The 25,754-nt window shown below is 39.4% G+C and carries 35 protein-coding genes and 1 pseudogene; 35 read left to right on the plus strand and 1 reads right to left on the minus strand.

The features are described 5' to 3' along the window. Positions 1-6: 6 nt before the first annotated feature. The 12 genes and pseudogenes from AC4PM4_RS00165 to AC4PM4_RS00220 all read left to right on the plus strand — a co-directional run bounded on the left by AC4PM4_RS00165 (position 7) and on the right by AC4PM4_RS00220 (position 7,160). On the plus strand, positions 7-429 hold the full coding sequence (locus tag AC4PM4_RS00165) for a DUF1801 domain-containing protein (protein WP_491612384.1): 423 nt from the start codon (positions 7-9) through the stop codon (positions 427-429). A 33-nt stretch (positions 430-462) separates the two neighbouring features. Continuing rightward, entirely contained in the window at positions 463-951 is a 489-nt protein-coding gene (locus AC4PM4_RS00170) for a GNAT family N-acetyltransferase (RefSeq protein WP_491612385.1), read from the plus strand. Next, positions 846-1,748, plus strand: a complete 903-nt coding sequence (locus tag AC4PM4_RS00175; protein ID WP_491613044.1) for a class I SAM-dependent methyltransferase — start codon at positions 846-848, stop codon at positions 1,746-1,748. Before AC4PM4_RS00170 ends, AC4PM4_RS00175 begins: the two co-directional genes overlap by 106 nt. A gap of 29 nt (positions 1,749-1,777) precedes the next feature. Then, a complete protein-coding gene (locus tag AC4PM4_RS00180) occupies positions 1,778-2,215 on the plus strand; it encodes an NUDIX hydrolase (protein WP_491612387.1) in 438 nt (145 codons plus the stop codon). A gap of 53 nt (positions 2,216-2,268) precedes the next feature. Continuing rightward, entirely contained in the window at positions 2,269-2,517 is a 249-nt protein-coding gene (locus AC4PM4_RS00185; RefSeq protein WP_491612388.1) for a hypothetical protein, read from the plus strand. 216 nt (positions 2,518-2,733) lie between these two features. Continuing rightward, positions 2,734-3,261 carry a GNAT family N-acetyltransferase gene (locus AC4PM4_RS00190; RefSeq protein ID WP_491612390.1) on the plus strand — a complete coding sequence of 176 codons (528 nt, stop codon included), beginning with the start codon at positions 2,734-2,736 and terminating at the stop codon, positions 3,259-3,261. Positions 3,262-3,290: 29 nt separating this feature from the next. After that, positions 3,291-4,175 (plus strand): hypothetical protein, encoded by an 885-nt coding sequence (locus AC4PM4_RS00195; protein WP_491612391.1) that lies wholly within the window; start codon positions 3,291-3,293, stop codon positions 4,173-4,175. A gap of 46 nt (positions 4,176-4,221) precedes the next feature. Beyond that, on the plus strand, positions 4,222-5,028 hold the full coding sequence (locus AC4PM4_RS00200) for an N-acetyltransferase (RefSeq protein ID WP_090805568.1): 807 nt from the start codon (positions 4,222-4,224) through the stop codon (positions 5,026-5,028). Between the two features lie 27 nt (positions 5,029-5,055). Further along, the gene (locus tag AC4PM4_RS00205) at positions 5,056-5,334 is read left to right on the plus strand and encodes a hypothetical protein (RefSeq protein ID WP_063563283.1); all 279 of its coding nucleotides are present in this window, start codon (positions 5,056-5,058) and stop codon (positions 5,332-5,334) included. A gap of 12 nt (positions 5,335-5,346) precedes the next feature. Further along, positions 5,347-6,144 carry an aminoglycoside phosphotransferase family protein gene (locus AC4PM4_RS00210; protein WP_400344187.1) on the plus strand — a complete coding sequence of 266 codons (798 nt, stop codon included), beginning with the start codon at positions 5,347-5,349 and terminating at the stop codon, positions 6,142-6,144. 82 nt (positions 6,145-6,226) lie between these two features. Continuing rightward, positions 6,227-6,694, plus strand: coding sequence for a hypothetical protein (locus AC4PM4_RS00215; RefSeq protein WP_090949245.1), 468 nt, complete (start codon positions 6,227-6,229; stop codon positions 6,692-6,694). Then, a pseudogene (locus AC4PM4_RS00220) lies at positions 6,651-7,160 on the plus strand (GNAT family N-acetyltransferase). The gene AC4PM4_RS00215 and the pseudogene AC4PM4_RS00220 overlap by 44 nt, the downstream one beginning before the upstream one ends. Before the next feature lie 19 nt (positions 7,161-7,179). Here AC4PM4_RS00220 and AC4PM4_RS00225 read toward each other — a convergent pair. Beyond that, positions 7,180-7,527 (minus strand): hypothetical protein, encoded by a 348-nt coding sequence (locus AC4PM4_RS00225; protein WP_063563286.1) that lies wholly within the window; start codon positions 7,525-7,527, stop codon positions 7,180-7,182. Positions 7,528-7,843: 316 nt separating this feature from the next. Between AC4PM4_RS00225 and AC4PM4_RS00230 the strand changes: the two genes are divergently transcribed. The 23 genes from AC4PM4_RS00230 (at position 7,844) to AC4PM4_RS00340 (ending at position 25,692) form a co-directional block, all read left to right on the plus strand. After that, positions 7,844-8,380: a GNAT family N-acetyltransferase gene (locus AC4PM4_RS00230; RefSeq protein ID WP_072732476.1), complete on the plus strand. Its 537-nt coding sequence runs from the start codon at positions 7,844-7,846 to the stop codon at positions 8,378-8,380. 219 nt (positions 8,381-8,599) lie between these two features. Beyond that, entirely contained in the window at positions 8,600-9,163 is a 564-nt protein-coding gene (locus tag AC4PM4_RS00235) for a GNAT family N-acetyltransferase (RefSeq protein WP_072732477.1), read from the plus strand. Positions 9,164-9,216: 53 nt separating this feature from the next. Then, positions 9,217-9,693, plus strand: coding sequence for a GNAT family N-acetyltransferase (locus tag AC4PM4_RS00240; protein ID WP_064638954.1), 477 nt, complete (start codon positions 9,217-9,219; stop codon positions 9,691-9,693). Between the two features lie 169 nt (positions 9,694-9,862). Then, on the plus strand, positions 9,863-10,798 hold the full coding sequence (gene cysK, locus AC4PM4_RS00245) for a cysteine synthase A (protein WP_400344194.1): 936 nt from the start codon (positions 9,863-9,865) through the stop codon (positions 10,796-10,798). Positions 10,799-10,988: 190 nt separating this feature from the next. Beyond that, positions 10,989-12,047: an alpha/beta hydrolase gene (locus AC4PM4_RS00250; RefSeq protein WP_491612392.1), complete on the plus strand. Its 1,059-nt coding sequence runs from the start codon at positions 10,989-10,991 to the stop codon at positions 12,045-12,047. 79 nt (positions 12,048-12,126) lie between these two features. Next, the gene (locus AC4PM4_RS00255; protein ID WP_491612393.1) at positions 12,127-13,068 is read left to right on the plus strand and encodes a GNAT family N-acetyltransferase; all 942 of its coding nucleotides are present in this window, start codon (positions 12,127-12,129) and stop codon (positions 13,066-13,068) included. A gap of 132 nt (positions 13,069-13,200) precedes the next feature. Further along, positions 13,201-13,326 carry a hypothetical protein gene (locus AC4PM4_RS00260; protein ID WP_256337832.1) on the plus strand — a complete coding sequence of 42 codons (126 nt, stop codon included), beginning with the start codon at positions 13,201-13,203 and terminating at the stop codon, positions 13,324-13,326. A 24-nt stretch (positions 13,327-13,350) separates the two neighbouring features. Continuing rightward, positions 13,351-13,872, plus strand: coding sequence for a DinB family protein (locus tag AC4PM4_RS00265; RefSeq protein WP_491612394.1), 522 nt, complete (start codon positions 13,351-13,353; stop codon positions 13,870-13,872). A gap of 140 nt (positions 13,873-14,012) precedes the next feature. Next, complete coding sequence (locus tag AC4PM4_RS00270; RefSeq protein ID WP_269055572.1) at positions 14,013-14,459, plus strand: hypothetical protein; 447 nt, start codon at positions 14,013-14,015, stop codon at positions 14,457-14,459. A gap of 157 nt (positions 14,460-14,616) precedes the next feature. Further along, the gene (locus AC4PM4_RS00275; RefSeq protein ID WP_491612395.1) at positions 14,617-15,474 is read left to right on the plus strand and encodes an MBL fold metallo-hydrolase; all 858 of its coding nucleotides are present in this window, start codon (positions 14,617-14,619) and stop codon (positions 15,472-15,474) included. A 266-nt stretch (positions 15,475-15,740) separates the two neighbouring features. Beyond that, the gene (locus AC4PM4_RS00280) at positions 15,741-16,382 is read left to right on the plus strand and encodes a FusB/FusC family EF-G-binding protein (protein ID WP_063563295.1); all 642 of its coding nucleotides are present in this window, start codon (positions 15,741-15,743) and stop codon (positions 16,380-16,382) included. A gap of 147 nt (positions 16,383-16,529) precedes the next feature. Continuing rightward, positions 16,530-17,033: a DUF1648 domain-containing protein gene (locus tag AC4PM4_RS00285; RefSeq protein ID WP_491612396.1), complete on the plus strand. Its 504-nt coding sequence runs from the start codon at positions 16,530-16,532 to the stop codon at positions 17,031-17,033. Positions 17,034-17,089: 56 nt separating this feature from the next. Continuing rightward, the gene (locus AC4PM4_RS00290; RefSeq protein ID WP_491612397.1) at positions 17,090-17,542 is read left to right on the plus strand and encodes a GNAT family N-acetyltransferase; all 453 of its coding nucleotides are present in this window, start codon (positions 17,090-17,092) and stop codon (positions 17,540-17,542) included. Between the two features lie 53 nt (positions 17,543-17,595). Continuing rightward, a complete protein-coding gene (locus AC4PM4_RS00295; protein ID WP_491612398.1) occupies positions 17,596-18,231 on the plus strand; it encodes a hypothetical protein in 636 nt (211 codons plus the stop codon). A gap of 38 nt (positions 18,232-18,269) precedes the next feature. Further along, the gene (locus tag AC4PM4_RS00300) at positions 18,270-18,764 is read left to right on the plus strand and encodes a GNAT family N-acetyltransferase (RefSeq protein ID WP_063563299.1); all 495 of its coding nucleotides are present in this window, start codon (positions 18,270-18,272) and stop codon (positions 18,762-18,764) included. 56 nt (positions 18,765-18,820) lie between these two features. Beyond that, the gene (locus AC4PM4_RS00305; RefSeq protein ID WP_465116161.1) at positions 18,821-19,333 is read left to right on the plus strand and encodes a DUF6886 family protein; all 513 of its coding nucleotides are present in this window, start codon (positions 18,821-18,823) and stop codon (positions 19,331-19,333) included. Between the two features lie 45 nt (positions 19,334-19,378). Beyond that, a complete protein-coding gene (locus tag AC4PM4_RS00310) occupies positions 19,379-20,146 on the plus strand; it encodes an HAD family hydrolase (protein WP_491613045.1) in 768 nt (255 codons plus the stop codon). A 171-nt stretch (positions 20,147-20,317) separates the two neighbouring features. After that, positions 20,318-20,866 (plus strand): glutathione peroxidase, encoded by a 549-nt coding sequence (locus AC4PM4_RS00315; RefSeq protein WP_491612400.1) that lies wholly within the window; start codon positions 20,318-20,320, stop codon positions 20,864-20,866. 159 nt (positions 20,867-21,025) lie between these two features. Then, a complete protein-coding gene (locus tag AC4PM4_RS00320; protein ID WP_082935132.1) occupies positions 21,026-21,886 on the plus strand; it encodes an AraC family transcriptional regulator in 861 nt (286 codons plus the stop codon). Between the two features lie 55 nt (positions 21,887-21,941). Continuing rightward, a complete protein-coding gene (locus tag AC4PM4_RS00325) occupies positions 21,942-22,712 on the plus strand; it encodes an acyl-[acyl-carrier-protein] thioesterase (RefSeq protein WP_491612401.1) in 771 nt (256 codons plus the stop codon). 180 nt (positions 22,713-22,892) lie between these two features. Further along, positions 22,893-23,138: a YczO family protein gene (locus tag AC4PM4_RS00330; RefSeq protein WP_063563304.1), complete on the plus strand. Its 246-nt coding sequence runs from the start codon at positions 22,893-22,895 to the stop codon at positions 23,136-23,138. Between the two features lie 171 nt (positions 23,139-23,309). Beyond that, complete coding sequence (locus AC4PM4_RS00335) at positions 23,310-23,912, plus strand: nitroreductase family protein (RefSeq protein ID WP_063563305.1); 603 nt, start codon at positions 23,310-23,312, stop codon at positions 23,910-23,912. Positions 23,913-24,060: 148 nt separating this feature from the next. Continuing rightward, complete coding sequence (locus tag AC4PM4_RS00340; RefSeq protein WP_491612402.1) at positions 24,061-25,692, plus strand: S-layer homology domain-containing protein; 1,632 nt, start codon at positions 24,061-24,063, stop codon at positions 25,690-25,692. Positions 25,693-25,754: the final 62 nt, after the last annotated feature.

Here is a 25,754-nt window from a genome sequence, read left to right on the forward strand (position 1 = left end):
TTATCAATGTACAAACTTAAAACAAAAGAAACAGACAACAGCGTCATTGAATTTATTGAAAGTGTTGATAGTCCCAAAAAACGTGAAGACGCGTATCAGCTATTAGATATTTTCTCTGAAACAACAGGGTATAAAGCAAAGATGTGGGGACCGAGTATTATTGGATTCGGCGCCTATCATTATAAATATGAATCTGGTCATGAAGGTGATGCACCACTGGTGGGCTTTTCTCCTCGAAAAGCAAAAATCAGTTTGTATTTTGCGACAGGTGATGCCGAGCGAGAGAATCTATTAAAAGACTTTGGAAAACATACGACAGGAAAAGCATGTGTATACGTCAATAAAGTTGCAGATATCAATCTAGATGTATTACAAGCATTGATCAACCAATCCATTAGGTTTTTGAAAGAAACCTATCCGGATCATTAATTTCTGTACACTGTTATTATTGGAGGTCACGTGATGAAAGAAGAGAACATTCACATACGATGGGCGAACGAAAATGATGCAGAGGACCTTCTTAAGCTCAATGATGCTTTTAATGGCGTTGGTACAAACATGGAGGAAGTAAAAGAGAGCCTTGCTTTATCTAATGAGTTGATTGCTCTAGCTGTAATTGACGGCCAGGCAGTTGGGTTCGCTTGTGCTCAATATTTTAAATCCTTTTGTTATCGTGGACTCCAGGGAGAGATCGCAGAAATGTATATTGCCGAAGTTGCCCGGAGAAGAGGATTGGCTACGTTGTTAATTGCTATTATAGAGGAGGAGCTCAAAGCACGAGGTGTTACCAGTGTAAAGATCCTGACAGGCCCAAGAAATGAAATGGCTATAAAGACATACGAAAAATCAAACTATGCCAGAACGGAAGAAGATATTATTGGGATAATAAAATTGAATACCTTAAAAATACGAGATGGCTTTACTATAATGACGATTACCTTCAATTTTTAGTGCATTTTGTTTGGAAGATAGATAAACCTGTAAGCGTTATCGATTATGGGTGTGGGTTTGGTTATTTGGGTCTTAAACTGCTGCCTTTGTTACCAAAAGGGTCAACCTACACTGGAGTAGATAAGGGTGAAACATTAATCAATGAAGCTAAGACGATCTTCTCCCAACTTCCCTATGAAACAGAGTTTATTACTTGGGATATAGAAGACGTTGTATTGAAGAGGAAGTATGACATTGCATTGAGTCATGCTTTTTTATTACATATGGATGACTCTGTGAAAATACTCCAAAAGATGATTGAAAGTGTACTGGAGGGTGGAAGAATCATCTGTTTTGAACCTCATTGGATTGGGAGTATGGCGAACTATCATGTGGAGGGCGTTGAACAAAGTGAAATCATTAAACTAGGCGTTTTACAGAGATTATTTGAACAAGATCATATACGTACAGGTAAAGATGGAAATATTGGAATGCGATTACCTATATTAATGAGTCAATTGGGATTAACGAATGTGGAATGTAGAATGAGTGATAAGGTCAACTTTCTAGATCAAAACATGGACTCTACCCAAAAAAACATTCTCTATCACTCAATTAAAGAAGATGGTATAGGACAGGATCCTGGCGATTCAGTAGAGGTAACCAAACGATTATCAACTCGGGGCTTAACCCAAAATGAAGCAAAGGCGCAGTATGAAGCGGAATTAACATTTTCCAAAGTATTTGATAATGAATCTTGGTTGACTTATGCAGCCAGCATGAAGATTTCATTTGGAACGGTCCAAAGAGAAGGGTGATAAAAACTGTGGGTTCACATGAAGGTATCTTGAAAAACAACATCGTTGTTGTGGTTAAGGGAGTCATTGAAAATAAAGGCAGGGTATTGATATTAAAACGTTCAGGTGCAGATGAAGTTGCCGCTGGGACCTGGGAAACCGTTGGTGGAAAGATCGATTTTGGAGAAGAATTAGAAGAATCTTTGGCTCGTGAAGTGAAAGAAGAAGCTGGGCTTAAAGTGAGTGTTGAGAAGTTACTATTTGCTACTACTTTTTTTACGGATCCGCATAGACAGATCGTATTACTGACATATTTGTGCAGAGCAATATATGACCGAGTGATACTTTCAGAAGAACATAGCGAGTATATGTGGGCAACCAGATCAGATTTATATGACTATTTACCACAAACTATTTTAAATGATTTTAAAAAATATAACGTAATCGATACAGTTGAAATCATAGCTAAACAATATGGATTCAAGTAAGTCAATAATCTACTCCAACGAAATATAATTCGGCAAACGAAAGGGATATTTGAATGAACCCAATTACTATAGAACCAATCGATAAAACGAATTGGGAAGAGGCGATCGCAATATCTTTACTTGAAACGCAAGTAAATCTTGTACCGACGGTCATCGAATCTTTAGCATATGCCTACGTGAAACCTTGGGATGCTTATTGGATTGGAGGGTTTCAAATAGATAAGAACTATCAAGGAAAAGGATTAGGAAGTAAATCACTTTATACGATACTTGAATGCATCAAGAACAAGCACCCACAATGACAAATCATCTCACTAACCGTAGAAAAAAATAATGCACATGCAAGAGCCTTATATGAGAAGATAGGATTTATTGATCAGGAATTGGAAAATCAGGATGGTGAAGTCGTATATAAAATGAAATTGAAATAAACAGAAATCGGTCATTTTGAAGGTGCAATGATCCATTTTCATGTAAAAGGCGGGGATAGTATGGTGTACAACGATCTCACTACAACGATGACCACAGAAAGGCTGCTGTTAAGATTATTTACGAAATCAGATGCTGAAACCGTTACCAGACTATGTAATGACTACAACATTTATAAGAGCACACTCACATTACCCTACCCATATACATTAGATTGTGCAGTGTCTTGGATAGAGCAACATAAAGAAAATTTTAATGCGGATAAATTATATGAATTTGCTATTTGTGATAGGGAAACAGGTGATTTATACGGGGCAATAGCATTATCTAATCAACAACGTTACGATAACGGGGAGTTATCTTATTGGGTAGGTCAGCCGTTTTGGGGAAAAGGTTATGCAACGGAAGCAGCTAAAGCCATGTTAGACTTCGCTTTTGATGTGAAAAAATATCATAAGGTATATGCGCGACACTTTGCTTCTAACCCGGCATCCGGACAAGTTATACAGAAGATTGGCATGATAAAAGAAGGAGTACTGGTGGATCATGTCAAGAAAGAAGACCGGTATGAGGATCTGATTTACTACGGAGTAGTGAGAAATAAAGTGGAAATATAAAATTCAAACCCAACGCGGAGGAATACATAATGATAATTAAACCGGGTAAAAAAGTTTTACTTTCATGGATGGATTGTTATGTACCGGAAAAAGATTTGTTTTTCCTATCAAAAGAACATCTTGATTATGAATTTGACTTTACCGATGTACTATTAATGCCAAAAGAGGAGTTCTATAACCACAGCACTTATAGGCAAGTGAATTATGTGAATGGTTATGAGTACTGGAATATTAAGAACGTTGATTATGTAATCATTGCGGATAAAGAATGGATAGAAACCATTCCTGAAGAACAGAAACGATTTTTATTAAATGCACAAGTGCAAAGTGGAAGAGGGCTTGTTTTCCCTGTTACATTTGTACATGATTTGGCGGAAATACCTGCAAGCTATGTGATTGATGGGGACGTTATCCTTCAGCGCTACATGTGGGAAAAGCTGAACAAATCATGCAAAGAACAGATACTTACGACATTGGTTTACGAATGGTGGGATAAAGGGGAATGTGAGAAGCCGCCTGAGTCGCTACCTGATTTTCTAAAACCATATGCCAATTCGTTTGCAAGTTCCCAAGGTGCAAATTGCCTCGCAGCAGTTTTGTTTGCAATCTCCAAAGGGAAACAGGAGTGGTTTATCTATGAATGGGTACATCAAAAAACGTTTCTAGAGAAATTAAAACAGTATGATCACGAGGAGTTATTAACTGACGAACTACATCATGGGGACGTTGTCCTATGGACAGATGAGGATGGGATCATTCAACATGCAGCATATCATCTGGGAGAAGAACTATACTTCAATAAAGATGGGCAAACGATATTCAACCCGTGGAAGATACTCTCTAAAGAGCAACTGTATAAGGAGTGGGAGCATCTTACCATTGTAAAGTATAGGCCATGTAATGAATTATTTTGATGGGAATTAAAATGGAGTTCCCGTACTTTTATTTGGAGGTAAAGACATGAATCGACTGATTCCATCCATAGATTTAATTAAAGAAATTGAACTCTCTGAAATCGATTATATGACAGATCGCATGCTTGCTATACAGAGTCGGGACAAAAATCCAGAAGGAATTGAGATTCAGCAGTTTGGAAATGCCGTCTGTTTCTACAGTAAGACCATGCCATGGCCCACGTTTAATACGGTGAAGGGCTTAACAAATAATGATCTGGGACACCTGGATGCTATCATTGATTTTTATAGACAGCTTGATCGGAAGGTTCAGTTCGAAGTTATTCCATCTGTGGTGGATCAGAACTTCTTGAAACGTTTAACCGACTTAGGCATGTATGCGTCGGGATTTCATTCATCTCTGATCATCAAACCAGAAGAAAAAAAGAATCACTCAGATCATATCCAAATTCAAGAACTTGAAGAGGATCAATTCGAGCTATACGCGACCATTCATTGCAGGGGGACCGGTTTGTCGGATGACGGTATCCCTTACGTCGCCCAGAATAATAAGGTTCTTTATCACCGTCCAGGTTGGAAATTTTACATCGCATATGTCAATGACATCCCTGCAGCGGTAAGTGTTCTGTTTATTAAAAATCAAAAGGCATCCTTAACCTTTGCAGCAACATTACCTGAGTTTAGAAATCAGGGTGTACATCAGCAACTTTTGAATAGAAGAATAACGGAAGCCTTGAATAAGGAATGTAATCTGGTGGTAGGGCAATGTTCATTTTTATCTCAAAGCCATCGAAATATGGAGCATGTTGGCATGAAATTGGGATATATCCGAACAGCATGGACTGAAAGATAAGAATCAATTTGAATTAGGAGGCAGCTCATGAACAATACCAATAAAATCCTGGGTGCGGTTCTCATGATTAGCAGTATTTTTATTTCAACCTTAGATAGAATTTCCGTGAGAATATCTACAGCCATAGTGGAAGCGGGATACGCTTCAGGTGGGAAAACACGCGAGATAATCCCAGCAAGTGATAATGGTTTCACGGGTTTCCTCGTATATTTCTTATTTTTCGTCGGATTTGTGTTATTGATTGCTGGATTCCCTGGGAATCCCAGAAAGGATAAAACAAATAGGTACACACAAAACAGATCTTAGGAGGGGTTCATTTTGCCTGAGTACGAAGAAACCCTAAACGGAGGCAATGTGAATAAGGTTGTAAAAGTAGGTAGCACAGTTCGGCGTGACGCTATACCGAATCCGTATGTATATGAATTGCTTAAGCACCTTGAAAAGGTGGGCTATGCGCATTCCCCTAGATATTTGGGAGTAGATGAGCAGGACAGAGAAATCCTTTCTTACCTGGATGGTGTGGTTTCGGGAAATGACTATCCTGAGATTGAAAGTTATATGTGGTCTGATGAGACCTTAGACAAAATAGCGAAACTTTTAAAAAGCTATCATGATGCTACAGTGGATTTTGTTACAATTACGGTTTCTTTAAATAATTGCCCATTGATTTCTTCAAAGGAAGAAGTAGTTTGCCATAACGATTTTGCATTGTATAACGTTGTATTTAAAGATCGGCTGCCTGTAGGAATCATTGATTTTGACATGGCAGGGCCTGGTCCGCGTCTATGGGATATCGTTTACAGCTTGTATACCTCTGTCCCATTAGCAGGTTTTTCACCGGGTAAAGATGAAAGAGAAGTCGTTCCATACAATAAACAGGATCATGCATCTGAGCGGAAAAGACGTATAGCGTTATTTTTTAACGCTTATGGTATGGATGTGCCGACAGATCTGAAGGAATGGGTGATTTCTCGAATTCATTTCATGTGTACCACACTATCTGATCGGGCGGTGTCTGGAGAAACAGCTTTTATCAAAATGATTGAAGAGGGTCATTTGGCTCATTATGAGAAGGAAGTAAGGTTCCTTGAGAAGCATTTCGGTGATTGGAGTTAATTGAACGTTTTATGCTATAGAAGTAATTATGGGAAAGATGATTCAGCTTGAATCAAGCTGTGGTCGTTAGAGGTGAAGTAGTATGAAAAAGCGTTATTTAATACTTGGTTTATGTATTGCTATTGTTGTTTTCATTGTTTCTTTAACTGAAGCAAGAGAGGAAATCACTATATCAATTAAGCCTGACGAAGTTGTTAATGCTGAAATATATAATTTTGTTTTACCTTCTAATGAAGGTGATCTCCAAATGATTAATGTAACTGAGACAAAAGATATCGCCCACGTATTAACCAACTTAAGTGAAATAAAGCCGAAGGACAAAGGATTATCTTTGGATGGAGATTATTCCATTATATTTAATAAGAATGATGGCTCCAAACTTGTATATATGTATGAGCAAGGAACACTCACAACTTCCACCGGATTTAAAGGTAGAATAACCAGTGACAACATCATTAACAGGCTGTGGGCCAGCCTTGATTATCCTGTTCAAAATGTAACTAAAAATGAACTTCCATCGGATCTTAAAAAAACGAAACGGAACGAGTGATATTATTGTGATCAGATTAATACCTACTACAAGAGAGAACTGGAAAGATGCATTAAACTTACAAGTTCAAGCCAATCAAAATCATTATGTTCCATCAGTAGCCGAGTCCCTAGCGAAGGTGCACATTCTTCCAGATGGGGATGAGTAAAAGTATATGCCATTTTGCATATATAACACGGAGGATAGCTTAGTTGGTTTTGTCATGATCACAGTCGATGAAACAACAGCTTGGTCCTATTGGTTGAATGGTTTTATGATCGATGTAAGCTATCAAGCTAAAGGATATGGAAGAGCAACGATAGATGCAGTAATTAGCTATATAAAAGAGAACTATGTCCATAGCAAGTGTTTGAATTTAACGGTATGTGCAGAGAATGAAGTTGCCAGAAAGCTTTATGATAAAATGGGTTTTTCAGAGACCGGAGAAGTATATGATGATGAAATTGTATATCAATTCGTTTTTTAAAAAGCATTTTAACTTACTCCTACTTCTGCTTAACCAGTACAACACCGATGATGATGACCACAAGCCCAATCCACGTTTTCCAAGAAGGAACTTCCTTCATGAACCAGTATCCCATCCATATGGAGATGAGCACTTCTATGCATTTGGCAATGACCAGGACATAGCCCAGTTGACTGACAGCTTTCATTCCAAACTTGACGCCGTATCCTACGCTCAGATTAGCGGCTAGAAATAAAGGCAGCATCCAAAGATGGAATTTAAATGTGGACCAGAACTGAGTGTCAATATGCTTGCTTTGATATGAAAAAATAATGTTGATACAGGCTAAGCCAGCAAACATGAGCACAAAGCTGATAAGGTACAGCATAACATCACTCCCAAGGATAAGTAGTATGATTAATGTTTCCTCGAACCAAAAATTTTATCCATGGGCATGAAATGATGTTAGCGAAGATGAGTGGACCAGCTAAACCGATGATAGTGAGGTTGTCTCGATGGGTCAATGATTCCAAAAATCACACAGTAAACAGGCGATATTCGTTACGTTCAGTCAAGTAATCTGGAAAACATTTCTATGATGAATTTTACATAAAAGCAATATAGAATTCATTAAATTCCACACGTCCTTTTATATACTTAGTTTGTTTGACTCAGCGAACTAAAAGGACTAGGTGGTCGTTTAAATGTTAAAAAAACGAGACTTGCACGAATGCCACTCACTGTATGATTTGATGGTGGACACCGCTGTTTTTCCATACGTTCGTCATAAGTGCCGATCTTATGAGGAATATTTATTTGCAACCAAACAGGTGATTGATGAAGAAGAGCAAAACACATGTATTTCCAGAACGATCCTTAATGAGCTGGGACATCCCATCGGAACCATTGATTTATATCACATGGAACATAAGACAGGTTTTCTTGCGACATGGATTGGAGCCCCTTATTTCGGAAAAGGTTACAATCAACGAGCAAAGGAAGCCTTTTTCGCTGAGTTGTTTCTTCAACGTGAAATTGAAACAGTCTTTCTTAAAATTCGAAAACAAAACATTCGATCCAAGAAAGCGGTTGGGAAATTGCCTTATGTCAAATTAGCCACTGATATATACCACGAAGTGTATAAGTTGATAAACAATACGGAACAAATTTATGATTTGTATTACGTGAATTGTTCTGACTTTATGGCAAGTGAAGAGATGAAGCATGTGGTTGCTACGTAATAACTAAAAACGTCTTTCGATATCTATTCAAACGAAATCCCGCCAGGTTTGTCCTGTCGGGATTATTATTATTTTCTTTGACAGTCCATAATTTTGTGGATAGGAAACAATAAGTAAGGATGCAGGAATATGGAAATTAAGGTCGAAAGAAGAGATATAAGCAAGAATTCAATAACCTTATAAACAAGTCGCAAAGTATATTATTTCTGGGGTGAAGTAATGGAGATCAAAAAAATACAGAATCTATCCAATGATGATTGGCTTCAACTTGGAAGCTTTGGATATAAATCAACTCAAAAATATGAGCTTACCAAACAGGAGACACAAGGTTCCTTTAGTATGCTTTTAACGTTAATAAATCTAGATGACATCTACGAAAAAGAAGAATTGAACAGTACAGATGATTTGGAACGATATGAAGAAATCATACAACTGGGATTTTCTTATGGAATATATATAGATGGGAAAATCATAGCGCTCGCAATTTGTGAACCACAAACTTGGAATAATACGCTGATGATATGGCATCTTCAGGTTAATGAAAAATACATAAGAAAAGGATATGGAAGATTGTTGATCAATAAAGTGAATGAGATTGCCCAGGAACAAGGCTTCAGAGCGATCACGTTAGAAACCCAGAATACGAACGTTCCAGCCATTCATTTTTACATGCAATGTGGTTATCAAATTGAAGGAATTGATGTATCACTATATTCAAATAATCATAGCCAAAACGAAGAAATAGCTTTGTATATGAGAAAGAAGATCAAACAGAGTATCTAGGTATTATCTTGAAACCGCTTAAATCTATGATGTTTGGTGAGGAGAGAGTCTGCATGATAACGCTCAGAAAAATAACACTGGATAACCGACGTTCTATATTTAACCTGGAAGTTTCAGAAGAGCAGCGACAATATGTTGCATCAAACCTTTCAAGTGTTGCATCGTGTTATATTCTTGCAACCAATGGCGGCTCACCGTTTCCACTTGCCATTTACGCAGATGAGCAGCCTGTAGGTTTTGTAATGATAACTTACGGAATCACGGGTTATGATCTTCCTGTGATTGCTGACAATAGCTATTGTATTTTGCGACTGATGATTGACAAGCAGCACCAAAGCATGGGCTATGGCCGGGAAGCATTAAAGAAAATATTGGAGTTTATTCGAACTTTCCCAGCTGGACCTGCACGTTATTGTTGGATTCCATATAGTCCTGATAACTTGGCTGCCAAAAAGGTATATGAGAGCTTTGGATTCCATGAAAATGGTGAAGTGTGCCATGACGAGCTCATAACAGTATTGGAACTTTGAATTCTATTTTTAGAGGGAGACTTTATAACAAAGATTCACGCTCAATCTAATAGCTTTTGCTTTCCTATGTCGTAAAATAGAAGTTCAATAGTTGTATTATTTTACCATACATGATAACGTGACATAAAACCAACTATTTTAGTTGGAAATGTATTTTGGAGGTATGATCATGACTAATATCGCAAAGAATCTCACAGATCTGATTGGAAATACACCGCTATTGGAGCTTTCTAATTTTGCGAGAAAGAATCAAGTTGAGGCGAAAATTATTGCTAAATTGGAATACTTTAATCCAACAGGTAGTGTAAAAGATAGAATCGGATATGGAATGATAAAAGACGCTGAACAGAAGGGGCTAATTAACCAAAATTCAGTGATAATAGAACCGACGAGCGGAAATACAGGTGTAGGACTTGCTTTTGCAGCTGCAGCATTAGGATACAGATTAATCATAACACTACCTGAGAGTTTCAGTGTAGAACGTAGGAAGCTGTTGATCGCTCTGGGAGCAGAACTAGTTCTTACACCTGCCACAGAAGGAATGTCTGGAGCCATCAAAAAGGCTGAAGAAATTGCGGCTACAATCCCTAATTCATTTATACCTCAACAGTTTAAAAATCCAGCAAATCCACAAGTACATAAGGTAACAACCGCAGAGGAGATTTGGAGAGATACCGAAGGCAAAGTGGATATTTTTATTGGTGGTGTTGGTACAGGCGGAACCATATCAGGAGTTGGCGAAGCACTTAAACAAAGAAAAGAAGATGTGAAGATTATAGCTGTAGAGCCTTCGGATTCCCCGGTACTTTCTGGAGGAACTAAAGGAGTGCATACCATTCAAGGAATTGGTGCCGGGTTTGTTCCCGAAAATTTTAATAGATCTGTAGTTGATGAGATCGTACAGGTGAGAAATGAAGATGCATTTGAAACAGCTCGTTTTTTAGCTAAATCCGAAGGATTATTAGTCGGTATTTCGTCTGGTGCTGCTGCATATGCAGCAGTGCAAATGGCAAAAAGGCCAGAGAATAAAAATAAAAGTATAGTTGTACTATTCCCGGATACAGGGGAACGATATTTATCAACAGACCTTTATCCAGAAGCATAAGGTGAAAATATTAAGCTGCCCTCACCGCTTAAAAGCATCGTTGCCGTTTCTTTGAAGAATAAACTGGTGAGGGCATGGATTCACAAACGTAATACGCAACCTCGAAAATCGATAAGTCTTGGAGGCAGCGTATATTCAATTCAATCTACATGCGTTGTAGTGACGAAAAAATAGTATAAGGGTGAAAGCGATGACTGTTGGAAGAAAGGTTTTTGTTTTAAAGGAAGAATCACGTATTGATCCGATAAGTAAGGAAACCAGAGAAGTGCTCATTAGTATATACTATCCTTCCAATCCAGTGGAGCATGAGTCGAAGTATATTTCGTTATTTGAACCTAATATCTCTTCCGCTGTTGGTATGCTCTCTAGTATGGGAGTGGATAAGGATTATATTTGTAATCTGGATACAAAAATACATAATGATGAGAGTGTTGATATTACGGCTAAAAACTGTCCCATTATTTTTGTAGCCCCGGCTTTTGGTGTAGTTAGAGATATGTATTCCTTTTGTGTAGAACATTTAGTGGGGTGCGGATTTGTTGTCATTACTATAGGAGCCACTCATGAATCTATATTTTCCATTTTTCCTGACAGACGTTTTGTCCAGCAATCCAATGTGATATCTGAAATAGACAGCTTAGATATTCATTCTTGGAAACAATTATTGAAGCTTAGAGTAGAAGATATGAGTTTGGTTATGAAAAACGTAGATAAGGTCTTGGATTCAGATAAGGATCTTAGGGCCATAGTCGATGTGAATGAAATGGGGATCATTGGTCATTCATTAGGTGGGGCTGCTGCTTATGAATTGCTTAAAAGAGAAAAGAGAATTAAGGCTAGCATTCTATTAGATCCTAGTTTCCATTTAATGACCACGAATAAGGAAGAGGGAGTATCTGTTCCGTTATTGGTAGCTCGGCAAGAGAAATGCTCGTTTGAAGAACTGGAAAATGAAATCTCTCCAGACCTATTGCCTTTGTTGCTGACTGGGTATGAGTCTTTGTTTAACTCGAGTGATCTGAATAGTCCATTTATTAAATTAAACGGTGCTCATCATATGACTTTTAGCGATATCCCGATACATTACAACGAAGATGGGATAGAACACAAGCATTCCACTATTAATAAGTATATCTCTGCTTTCCTTGAGAAACATTTAAAGAAGGAAGAAAGTAAATTTCATGAGCTGCTGAAAAATAAGATTAATGATGGAATCGATCAAGTAAATAGTAAAGGACATGTTATTTAAGGAGGGGACTAGAAATGTTTAGATAACACACGCCTTAAATATTTTATAGGTAGTTAGCATTGATGAGGAGGAATGACGCATGGAATTAAATAATTGGTCTGAGGAACTTAATTTTTATGATTTATCAAATGAATATTCCATTCAAAAGGCTGAGCCCGAAGAATGGGGACTGTATTGTTCTGTCTATTATAATATGGCCTATACTGGATTTTTTAGAGAGGAAGGCTACTTCAATGTTTCGCGGAATAACTCTTTTTGGATTTATAAAGGAGAGTCAAAAATCGGTGGGGTAAGGATGGCACCCAATACGTTATATCATCTATTCTTTATGCCCCCATTCAATGATTCATTTGAGGTACTGAAACTTCTTAAAAGAATACTCATAAAATGGTCTGATGCAACGCAACGTATCAAGATATATGAAATTCTCCCCGATCAAGTACATTTATTTACGAGGGCTGGATTCTGGCCAGATGAGTTCAGATGTCGCTGGATGCAGCGCCCGACAGATCATTTCAATGTGCATTGGGATCATGATTTTATCGTTAAGAGCCCCGAAATTATCGAGAATGAAACAGGTGCTAAGCAATACATTAATGAAGATGAAATCGCTCAGTGTGACTTTGACAGCTTTGTAGGAGGTTTTGAAGCCTTACGCAGAAAGAAAACATCCCTTGAAGACTTTATCCCGAACGAAGAAATCTATTTTACCAATGAGAACCTAACTCAAGCTTCTACGCTTGTATATGATAAGGTTACTGGACAGCTCATAGCCAACTGTCGCCTATGTTTGCAGGATAATCAAGCAGCAGTATATAGCATCGGAGTCAACTCTGCTTACAGAGGAAAAGGACTTGCTACACGCATGCTGCAAAGAGCACTGACTTCTCTTAAAGACAAGTATCCAGTTCTAAGGTTATATGTCATGGAAGGCAATGATGCCGAATCAGTTTATTTTAATCTTGGATTTGTTCCTGGCGTTCAAGAGATACAAACGATGTATGTTCCAGTACATGAGTAGTCACAGTTAAATTAATCAACTATTAACCCGAGTGGATCTTTTGGAATGGGGCAGCATCGCTGTTTCTAATCTCTCGGGTTTCTGTTGCTTGAGGAAAGGATGGTTATTATTGGGACTATATTAATGTTGGTAGTGTCTTTGTTTTTTGGTATTTTTGTTGTGAAAATCGGAATGGATAATTCCAAGAGTAATCAGTACACCAAAGAAATATTGCAAGAATTAAGAGAAATCAAGGAGATTCTAAGGGAAGAACGATGAAGACAACCTCAAGGAGGCGTTAGGGTGCTTTATGATTTAAAAGGCCAAGCCAATATGTCACCTGTTGTTGGGTTGTTATTTGCTGCGGTTATAGAAAACAGCCAACGACTCCAACGAATCACGGAAGGTATGTCGCAAGAAGAAATAGATTATAAAGGACCTAATAACAACTTCAATAGTACCGCTCAATTAATAAAACATATCACCTACGTCGATCTGAATTGGGCTTATCGAATAAAGGGATTACCACTTCCTCAAAACTTAAAAGAGCAACATGGCCCTATGATTGATGAAAATGGCAGTCTTCCGATGGTTCAAGGAATATCTTTGAGTACACTTATGTCGACATATGAAGGTGTCATAACCATGTTGAAGGACGCGTGTACACAATTAACGGATGATGATCTAGCGAGGATTGTCACTTTTGGGCATGAAAATGAGAAGCAAGCAACCGTACGCTGGGGTATGTGGCATATCGCTGACCACAGTCGTTATCATCAAGCTCACATTAATCAACTTCGAAGATGGTATCAAGAAGCTTACTAAAGAATGATGAGAAAGCGGTATTCGTATTGCATTTGCCTTTGAACAGCTAACAGCTCATAGAAAAAGCCGAACTTATAACATTGGAAGAGCGTCTAATATATAGCATCGTTAAAATTTCGGTTATTAGGAGCTATTCAATAATGAAGAAAATAAGTACTTATATTATAGTTTTATTAACATTGAGTTTAATCATTCTTGGTTCTAAATTTGTTGAATCTCAAAATCAAAGAAAAGAGCTTCAGAATTCTATTGATAATTCATTCAGATATGAAATAAGTAATGTCCAGCACAGCTTTAGTATGGTTGTTAATGATTACACGTATAGATCAATGATATCAAGTGTGTCTAATGCAGCTGCGATATCGGAACTAACTTCTTTCGGGAAACTGAATGATGATTTAGATATTAGTTTGTACCAATTATATATCTCACTTAGAGAGGAAAGATCCAAAGACAAAGTCTTATCACGAATAGAAGAACTTAGAGAAATATTTAGTATGTTGGTCAGGGATCCGATAAACCATGAGGCAACAGACAGAATAATTCAGATCAACAATGATACATTTTTTAATACAAAAGAAGAATGAGCACCCGGTGAGATGAGGAACATTCAGTTCATGTGAAAAACAAAGGAGGTGATTCCATTGGTAAACAAATAAAATGAGAAAATCTAAATGTTGATTTAAATAAGCATGCAGATTTTCTCTCTTATGGATCAAGAATTTATCATAGAGGAGAATGAACATGCTAAATCAATTAAGTGAAACGATCTATTATCTATCTAACCAAAATGATAAAGAAAGACCAACATTGGGGTTAGTTTGCGGTGATAAATATAGCCTTGTCGTTGACGGTGGAAATTCGGTTCAACATGCCAGGGATTTCTTACATGAAATAGAGAAGTTAAACGTTCCGCCCGTTAAATATGTGGTCATTTCTCATGCCCATTGGGATCATTTTTTAGGAATGAATGAATACGGAGCTACAATTATTATGAATAGTCTAACTAGCCAAAAGATGAATGATTGGCGGAACTATTCTTATGATGATCGCTCTCTACAGGAGTATGTGGATTCCAAGAAGATGACTTCACATTGTATGGAGACGATACAAAATGAAATACCGGAGAGAGACACATTTCAGTTATGTCCTCCGGATATTATTTTTGAAAAGTCACTCCATCTGGACTTGGGCAATAAAGTTTGTGTGCTTGAAACCATTCGTAGCACCCATACCGATGATTCAACCATTGTATATATTCCGGATGAAAAGGTCATTTTTCTGGGCGATAGTGCTTACAATACAACTACCAATTCGTTATATCATATTAAGCAAGACAAGTTATTGCCTATGATTGAGGACATTCAGCAATATGATGCCGTTCATTTCTTGCTTGGTCATGAGTCGATCTGTGACGTGGAGGAGATGGATACGTTTTGGAGAGAGCTCATCTCAGCCAATGATGTTGTGAAATCCACATCATTAGAGGAAGCAATCGAGCGTTTTGAAGCAGCCAATAATCGAACAGCCAATGACAATGAGCTTTTCTTCTTACAAGGATTCGTGAATGATCAGATATTACAATCAAAAGCAACGGAATAAAAGAAGATCCATGAAAATCCATTTCAATTGATCCATGTGAAGTTCTCTGATATACTTTTCGCATGATATTTGATTGGGGGTTACTCAGATGGCAATGCTGAATTGCTCGTTAGCTAGAAATAACTCATGCAAAGCCTGATCGGGGGCGATACTTTGCGTGGGGCGCGATAGCTTAGATTCTTTCGCCCATACTTAATTTTATCGTTTCTAATAACAGGCTTTGCCCTTATTGATTTTTTTCTATGAAAAATAAGGAGCTGAAAGCTATGAGTACACCATTTATTAGAAACCACCAATATAATTTGATTAAAAAACAAGCGGAATTTGTTCGCAAAACCGTGCAATCCGCCGCGGATCGCAGGGTCCTGGAGACTGTTAGATACAGTGCTGCAACAAACATCGTTGAAGCATTTACGGATCTGACAGAGAACCAGCAGCAAATGCTGGAGCAAATCTCGTCGCTGGAGACAACAGACGATTTTCAACGGTATATGAAAGCATTGGAACCATATCTGGAGTTGTATCCATCGATTACGTTGAAACAAATTCAGAAGTTATTTCCGAAGAACAAAAAGATGAAAATGCCTGATCTACCATCCATTGATTTTCGATATGTAACGTACCTGAGCTGGGTAGATATTGCGACGAACAAATTATTCGTTGTATATCCGTTCGAAGGACAGTTTATCGGTATTGAGGGAAGAATAACGCCGACACACAAGAAGGGGTACTGCCTATTCTGTAATCGGCATCAAGAGCTTGCATTCTTCACGGTCAAGACCAAGAACGCTTTACCGGATAATTATTCTGCGATTGGTCAATACGTATGCATGGAGAACCAAGGATGTAATCACAGCATTACCAATACAGAATCGCTGGAGAAGTTCATTCTCTCCGTTCGTAAATAAGGTTATATTAAGTAAAGGCTGCCTGCAAAGGCGGCCTTTTTTGCTTATGCTTTCATTCCTCAAGGATACTCAGAAATCATTGGAAAAAGAGGTTGATAATTGTTAACATGTAATCATACGGTGTGTAAATGGAGAAGAGGTAGGAAATTGGAAATCAAAGATCGTCCGAAGATAACAATCCCAAAAACGTTACTGGAAAAAACTTTAGATATCACAACCATCATTTTATTTATTATTGGCATTATATACTGCTTGCAACAATGGATGACCTTACCGGATCAGATACCGATTCATTTTAATATGAAGGGGGAGCCTGATGGCTGGGGAGGAAAGTGGGGAGTATGGCTGCCCTTAGTCATTGGGCTTATTTTATGGATTGGGCTTTCGCAACTGGAGAAGTATCCTCATACGTATAATTACCTCAATTTGAATATGGAGAATGCGGAGAGACAATATAAAAATGCACGGCTCATGATTAATCTGATGAAGATGGAGATATCCATATTTTTTATTTATATCAGTTGGATGATTATTGAGTTTTCAAGTGCGGATAAAGTCACTCATCATAATTGGTTGCCCGTTGTCATATTCATTATCGTTTTATTTAGCTCCATAGGTTTCTTTATATACAGATCATTTAAACTCAAATAACGTTGGAGCTAGGCTCTTATTGAAGAGGTGAAGACAAATACTATGAAATCGTGAGGATGTTGAAAATGAATAACCCTGCTGTTAACGCTGAATTGAAAATTGTATTTGAAGATCATGAACAGGATTACCATGCTGTCTGTAGTAATCTGTATCAATACAATCTAAGAGAAACAAATGGTCTGTTAAAGAAACCTGGCAAAAGCATCAATTTGTTTCTAAGGGATAAGACAGGAAAAGCAGTAGGTGGGATCTTCTGTGCTACGTACTGCTATACTTTATATATTGATAACTTTTGGATTGATGAAGAATACAGAGAATATGGGTATGGGAAATCATTAATCATGCAAGCAGAGAGCATTGCTGTTAGTGAGGGCTGCAAACTTTCACATACAAGTACATTTTCTTATCAGTCTCCTGAATTTTACAAGAAGATGGGTTATGAAGTGTTTGGAATGATAGATGAATACCCGGAAGGAATTATTCAGTACTTCCTGAAGAAAAGATTATAGACTTACATAGGAATCTCAAAAATATCATATAACATATATAAAGGAGAAATGATATGACGGTCGTTGGAATATTGGGGACAATTCATAATCAAGAATTAAGAGAAAAATATAATAGTTCTCTTACCTTGTATGAGGATCTGATTACAGAATTCAACCCGGATATTATCTGCGGTGAAGTGCATCCCCAGAGTTGGATGAAGTATATCAAGGATAAACAGGATAAGGGATATTGGGGTGAGCCAGCCAGTGAGTATTGGGAGCTTATCTTTCCATTATGTGAAGAACGGAATATAGAGTTTGTGCCTATTGACTGGTTTGAGTTAGATGTCTGGAATGATTTTGATCCATTGAACAGCTTCTCAGAAGAGCAGCGTAAAGCGTTGGAGAAGATCGATGATGAATGGTTTGCTAAACAAATGAATACACATGACGTTGGAGCGATTCCCTTTAATTCGGTTGCGTTTGATACTATGACCAAACAAAAATATGAATGGTTGGATCAGATTAATCCCAAAGTAAATAACTTTAGATGGATCGTACGAAATCAGATCATGATTCAACGTGTGAAGAACACGTATCATTCGAATCCGGGTAAGAAAATTTTATGTGTTGTGGGAGCAGATCATAATTATATTTTCAAAGAGGAATTAATTAATGAACCTATTGAATTGGTATATCCATTACGATAGTTCAATTAATAGACTATAACCTTCAGGAGGTTTATTCCATGATCAGATTGTGCAACAGTATGGACGCAGATGCAATGGTTGAGATCATTAATGATGCAGCAAAGGCATACCAGGGTGTAATTCCTGAGGATCGCTATCATGAACCCTATATGCCATTGCAAGAATTGAATCAGGAAATCCGTGATGGCGTCGTATTCTGGGGCTTTGAAGAAAATAATAGATTATGGGGCGTTATGGGAATTCAGGATAAAGGTGATGTTGCTTTAATCAGGCACGCATATGTAAGAACTCACCAACGGGGGAGCGGAATAGGCACAAAGCTGTTGGCTCATCTGGTGGCATCAACCGACAAACCGATATTAATAGGAACCTGGGATTCCGCAGAATGGGCTATAAAATTCTATTTGAAAAATGGTTTCACCCTAGTTTCATCGGATGAGAAGAAGCAGTTATTAACTCGATACTGGAACGTTCCTGAAAGACAAATCGAGACCTCTGTCGTTTTATGTGACGGGAAGTGGAATGCTTTTTGAAATACAAAAGCATTTTTCGAGGACATAAGTGTAACTAAATGATGAGAGGTGCTTGTATGCTTTATCATTTTAGCGAGTTCTCAGATATCCAAATCTTTATTCCGAGGGAGAAACAAAACAGAGCTGAATTTCCTGCAGTGGTGTGGGCCATTGATGAAGAGCATGAATATTCATATTACTTTCCAAGAGATTGCCCGAGAATCATTTGCAAAAAGACAGACTCGATAAGTGCTGAGAATAACGAGAAGTTTTTTAAACATTCTAATGCGGATATCATCGTTACGGTTGAAAGTTCATGGTATCCGAGGATTATGAATCAGATCATGTACAGGTACCATTTCGATGACACCAATTTTGAACTCTTTGATCCAACGGCGGGCTACTATATTTCTTATCAGGTTACAAAGCCTCTACATATAGACCGCATGGAGGGTTTAATAGAGAGATTATTTGAAAAAGGAATCGAACTCAGATTTACTCCAAATCTGTATCCACTGAGAGAGGCGATACTGACATCGGATTTTAAAGAATTTGGAATACATAGATTCAATAACGCAACGAAAGTTTAGAGCGAACTTTAGTGGCATAGGGGGGGGATTTCTATACAGTATCCAATAGTAGTATTAGATTTGGATGGAACATTACTCAACACAGATAAACAAATTTCGAAACGGAATTATGAGGCAATGGTGACATGCTCTAAACAAGGGATCAGATTCATCTATGCTACAGCACGTCCACCAAGAGCAGTAAGGTTGCTTTTACCTGAGGAATTGCTCCATAGCGGTTCTTTTATATATTACAATGGAGCCTATATCCACTGCAATTACACTGGTATTCAACAATATGAGCACATAGACCCTGTGATCACTGCTGAATTAATAAATTATGGCATGGAGAATAACAAGGAACTGGGTTTAAGCCTTGAAGTGGAGGATCAATGGATTAGTTTCAAAGAATATGATTATACAACGCTTATGAGAGTTAAAGAAAACCCAACGATAAAATCATTAGAAGAGCTCAAAGGTATTGCTGCAACAAAAGTACTTTTTACGGGTTTCAAGGATATAGATTTTCTCAGAGAGAAGTTTGCATCTAGATTAAATGTTTTGGTTACAGACGGTGGTAATCTTGTTCAAATCTCATCAATCAAAGCCTCCAAAGAAAATGCATTGAAAATTTTGTGTAAGGCAATGAAAATAAAAGTTGAAGATGTAATGGTTTTTGGTGATGATTTTAATGATATCGGGCTTTTTGAAATATGTGGCTGGTCGGTAGCCATGGGTAATGCAATTGAAGAGTTGAAGATTCTCTCGAAAGAGATCACTGATACGAATGATTCTGACGGAGTTGCGAGAGTGTTGGAACGGATGTTGAGATGAATGATTTTAAAATTTGTGATGAACGATATCAATTCGAAAAGGAGATGGATGTACTTGTAGCGCTATGGTAGTTATAGGCTTTTTTTACGATACAGAATCTGCTATTTCGTATATAATAGAAATTCATATGAGTCTGTATAACTACATAACATCGCGAGGTGCACCAATCTTATGCCAACCATCTATGACTTTAGCGTAACCAAAACGAGTGGAGAACGTTTCCCGCTCTATCAATACGAAGGACAACCTGTACTGATCGTGAATACAGCGAGCAAGTGTAAGTACACGCATCAGTTCGACGACATGCAGAAGCTTTATGATCGATATAAAGAGCAAGGGCTTCAGATCATTGGTTTCCCTTGTAATCAGTTTGCGGAGCAAGAGCCGGGAAGCAGTGAAGAGGCGGAGTCCTTTTGTCAGATTAACTATGGCGTGAAATTCCCCATGTTCTCCAAAATGGATGTCAATGGAGAGGCGGCGCATCCGCTGTATGACTTTTTGAAAAAGTCGGGACCTTTTGCAGGCTTTGATGAGTCAGATGTGCAAGCGAAACTGCTAAAGCTGATGGTGGCGGACAAAGCACCGGAATGGTTGCATGGTGATGCGATCAAGTGGAACTTTACTAAGTTTCTGATTGATGCCGAAGGGCATGTGGTTAAACGTTTTGAACCTGTTGATTCGATTGACGAGATCCAGGCGAGTATTGAACAGCTACTGTAATTTATCTTTCACATTCCTAAAGGGCCATGCCACGTACCGTGCAAACAAACGGATATGTGCATGGCCTTCTATATTTCAAAAGTCTATCCAGTACTATCCGACATGATGTGAAACGGGTAAAATGGTAAGAAACCTCTCCAGAACAGGAGGTACTTGAACGTGCCAAGTGTAATGCAATTTAGTGGTCCATTGGAATATAGCTATCGCTCCACCAGTACGTACGACCCTGGAGCATCGGACGGATTTCATTCGCATCCACAATATGAGGTGTACTATTTTCATGATGGTGAATGCACCTATCTGATTGGAGATCGAGTCTACAACCTTGAACCGGGTGACCTGGTCCTGATGCATGGCATGACCCTTCATAGGCCACATCCAATGCCAGGCAAACCTTATGTGCGAACGACGCTGCACTTTGATCCCTCGGCCATCCGCAGCAGTCTGCACCCGGACCGGGTGAGCGAAGTGTTAAAGCCGTTCGAAGAACTGAGAAACTGCCGGATCAATCTGACAGGCAATATTCGCTCCGAATTCGAAGCCTTGCTGTTGAGTCTGCATCAGCTTACCGTGAATTCGGGGGATTTCAAAGAGGAACGCATGAACGTTCGTTTATGTGACCTACTGTATGTTATAGCTGGAATCTGCCGAGGCAGGGTCGAGGACCACCTTCCTTCTTCCGAGAAGGAGCGGCATGTACAGCATATCATTGCTTATGTCGAAACTCATTATATGGAGGACATTGGGCTGGATGATCTGGCAAGTGAGCTTCATCTGTCCAAGCCTTATCTGGCCGGATTGTTTAAAGAAATGACGGGTAGCACCATATTTAAATATGTGTATGACCGTCGCATTAATCAGGCCAAGCTGTTATTCCAGTTCCAGCCGGATATCAGTGTGACAGAGGCCAGCCGGTTGGCAGGGTTCAAACGTTTATCCCATTTCAGTCGAATGTTCAAACAAAGTGTAGGGTGTGCACCAGATCTGTACCGTAGTCGATTACATCGTTCGTTTGATTAATGTAGCGTTACGGATCAAAAATTTTACATGCTGCACAGCCTGAGGAGGTTACTGAATGCAATCAGAACAACCATTCAAGCTTGATTACCGAATTGGATCAGCCGATGCCGATTACAAATCACAATGTCGTGCATCTGCTTTACTGGAGCATATGCAGCTGGCAGCAGACCGTGATTTAGCAGGTATGGGAGTTACCGTATCGCAGATACTGAATCAGGGATTGGGCTGGATGCTATTAACGACAGATGTCACAATCATGCGCCCAGCCCGATTGGAAGAAGAAGTATCCTTGCAGACGTGGCATAAAGAAAATAAAGGTGTGACATGGTTAAGGGATTATATCCTTACAGATCGAGAGGGAACACATCTGGCTGAGGCTCGTACAGCTTGGGCGTTGGTCGATCTGAAGAGACGCAGAGTCGTCAGACCATCAGCTTTACCTTTTGAAGTGAAATCGCATCCTGATTTATCCTTAGGTGAAGCCCCTGCTAAAGTGACGGTCCCTTCTGAACTCAGCTTGCAGGAACAATATCGTTTAACTGTACAATACAGCAGCACAGACAGTAATGGGCATATGAACAACGCCCGGTATGCAGACGTCTGTTGTGATGCATTAACACTGGATGAACTGGCTGCAGGTATGATCCGTCTGCAAATTTCATATCATCGTGAGATTCGTATGCAGGAGTTAATGATTGTTGAGCGTTCAGAGGTTACAGAGGGAGCTGTGTGGGTTCGAGGAAGATTGGCTGAAGAGAATGAGAGCATTATTTTTGAAGCCAAATTAAGTCTCGGAGACTCAACTGACTCGCCCATTGATCAATGAAATGGAACTGAATACAAGTAGATGAAGTCAACCAGTCCGTTCTGGTTGGCTTTTTTCTATTTTTACCTCCTGATGCAGATATAGATGCACCTGTTACGTTCATCTCATAATTCGCTCGTGTTTAGAAGCCAGACAGAAAAGGTAAAAGAAGGGTAAATGAAAACTGAGGAGGAATCACGAATGAAACAGCACACACCGGATCAAAATAACAAGGATGCACATAAGGATCGTTCCCATGATAATCCGGAGCAGTATCCAACAGAGCAGGAAAGTTTGCTTGACCGGCATGAAGAAGAGCAGACGGTGGACCCCATTCCAATGGAAGATCTGAATATGGAGAAGCAGGAAGAGAAGAATAAGGATCAGACCAAGAGCAATTCGTCATCGGAAGAGAAGTATCGAGCAGATTATCGCGAATCGCAGTGATCATATTCATTCAATTGCTGTTAAAAATGATACTTAAATCCCCCTATTCAAAAGGAAATGACTAAATGTACATTTAGTGAAAATAAAATAGTTTGTTGACTAATGTATGTTACTATATTATAGTTACTATGTTGGCAATTTAGGAAATACCATTTTGGGAGGCGAATATTTATGTCTAAATCTTTCTTTGAAGCGTTGAAAAACAGAAGATCTTATTATGGAATCAGCAAGGAATCCACAATCTCGGATGCTAAAATCCAGGAAATCGTGGAAGAAGCGGTAAAATACACTCCGACTTCATTCAACTCACAAACATCTCGTGCCGTAGTATTGCTCGGTGAACAACACGATAAACTGTGGAATCACACGGAAGAAATTTTGCGTGAAGTGGTTGGCAATGCAGAAGCTTTCCAATCTACAGCTGAAAAAATGGCTGGATTCCGCAGCGGATATGGTACAGTACTCTTTTTCGAAGACAACAATGTGATTGCGCAGCTACAACAAAATTTTGCGGCTTATGCGGATAACTTCCCGATCTGGGCGAACCAATCTAACGGTATGTTGCAACTGGTGATCTGGACTGCTTTGGAACAAGAAGGTCTGGGCGCTTCCCTGCAGCACTATAACCCGCTGATTGATGAGAAAGTCAAACAGGAATGGAACATTCCGGAGAACTGGAGACTGATCGCTCAAATGCCATTCGGCAAACCAACAGCAACACCAGGCGAGAAAGAATTCCAACCGATTGAACAACGTGTAAAAGTACACAAGTAAGACTTTTACCTGGATCGAACGTCGACCTTAATTGAAAAGATTGAGGTGCCTCGTTTCAGCGAATTTCCCATTATTTAACCACATACGGCCTCGCTTCAATTTGATACGATGATGTAGATCGTACTCCAATGAAGCGAGGCTTTTTGATGTGAATAATAGAATATACAAACGTACCCGCCGAAAGCTATGGAATGCTATTTTGTGCGGCGTACTGGCGATAGGATCAATCACCATCGGTGAATCCACAGCTCAGGCAGCATCGGCTCAGCAGGTGTTCAAGGATACAACCTCCAGTTATGCCAAGGATGCCATTGCACATCTGGTAAAGGCGGGAATTGCTGCCGGAACCTCCGAGAATACGTTTGAACCCAAAAAGGCAGTCACTCGTGCTGAATTTGCAACATTTGCCGTGAGACTGCTAGGTTTGAAGCCCGTTAAAAACAATATTAATCCCTATAACGATGTCAGCATGAACGCTTGGTATTACGGCAACGTTGCAGCCATGACCAATCTTTCCATTCTTGAGGGCAAGAGTCAGGGCGTGTTCCAGCCAAACGCCTCCATTACTCGGGAAGAAGCGGCTGCACTGCTGGTGAGGATGCTGAAACAATCTTCCAAATCAACGAACCTTCTTTCATCCACATATGACGATGCAACTGAGATATCTGACTGGGCACGTCCTTATGTGCAGACCGTATATCAGCTTGGATTGATGCGCGGCAGTGATGGCAAGTTTCGCCCGCATGACCAAGTGACTAGAGAAGAGGCAGCAGTGATGCTGGATGCCATTTTGCAAAAGAAAACCTGGTCAGACCAGCTGAAAGGTGAGGATCAGCTCGGTATTCAGCTGGGATGGCAATATAACGCCTCTACAGCTGAGTTCAAGAAACAGATCGAACAATCGGAAGCCAACACACTGGTTCCCCGTTGGTTCTTCCTGAATAGCAGCATGAAAGTCACGGATCTCACGGACACATCGTTATTATCATGGGCATCTGCTACGGACAGACAGGTATGGCCGTTGCTTGGCAATCGTTCGAACCCGGACCTTACCCACCAGATGTTATCGAGTACAGCCAACCGGGCGTCGGTGATCTCACAGGTCACCTCTTTGGTGAAAACATATAAACTGGATGGTATTAACGTGGATTTTGAGAACGTACTGCCAGCTGATCGTGAAGGAATGACCGCATTTATTACTTCCCTGGCAACGGCTCTGCATGCGCTAGGCGCTGTTGTGTCTGTAGATGTATCACCCGATCTGGGGACAGATTGGACCGATGCATTTGATTATGCGCAATTAGGCGCTGTATCGGATTACATGGTACTGATGGGATATGAGGAACATTGGAACGGCGATCCGCAAGCAGGGTCTGTGGCATCTCTTCCTTGGGTTGAAAGGGCTTTGGATACGATGCTCGCTGAGGTAGTTCGCGCCAAAACAATTCTGGCTCTACCCTTATATACACGGGATTGGTCTTCCGCTAATCCGGCAGCCAGTTCATGGGATATCACCCTGGCAGAACAGGGAACTCGTGCACGAGCTTCGGGCTCCGTAAGACGATGGGATGCAGATCTGGTCCAATATGTCATCGGCTATAACAGTAACGGTACGCCGAGATATATATGGGCAGAGGACAGTCGTTCATTGTCCGCGAAAGTAATGATGAGCGGAGAGCGTAATATTGCCGGATTGGCCTACTGGTATATGGGCGGAGAGACGGCAGATGTATGGAATGCCATTTCGAACGCTTCACGATTTGAATCATACATTTTCTAAATTCCGAAATTATAATTCTTTCTTAAACCGACCCAAACACACCGTTATTCAGACGGATGGTT

It is taken from the genome of Paenibacillus sp. MDV22-iso6, from assembly GCF_058408365.1.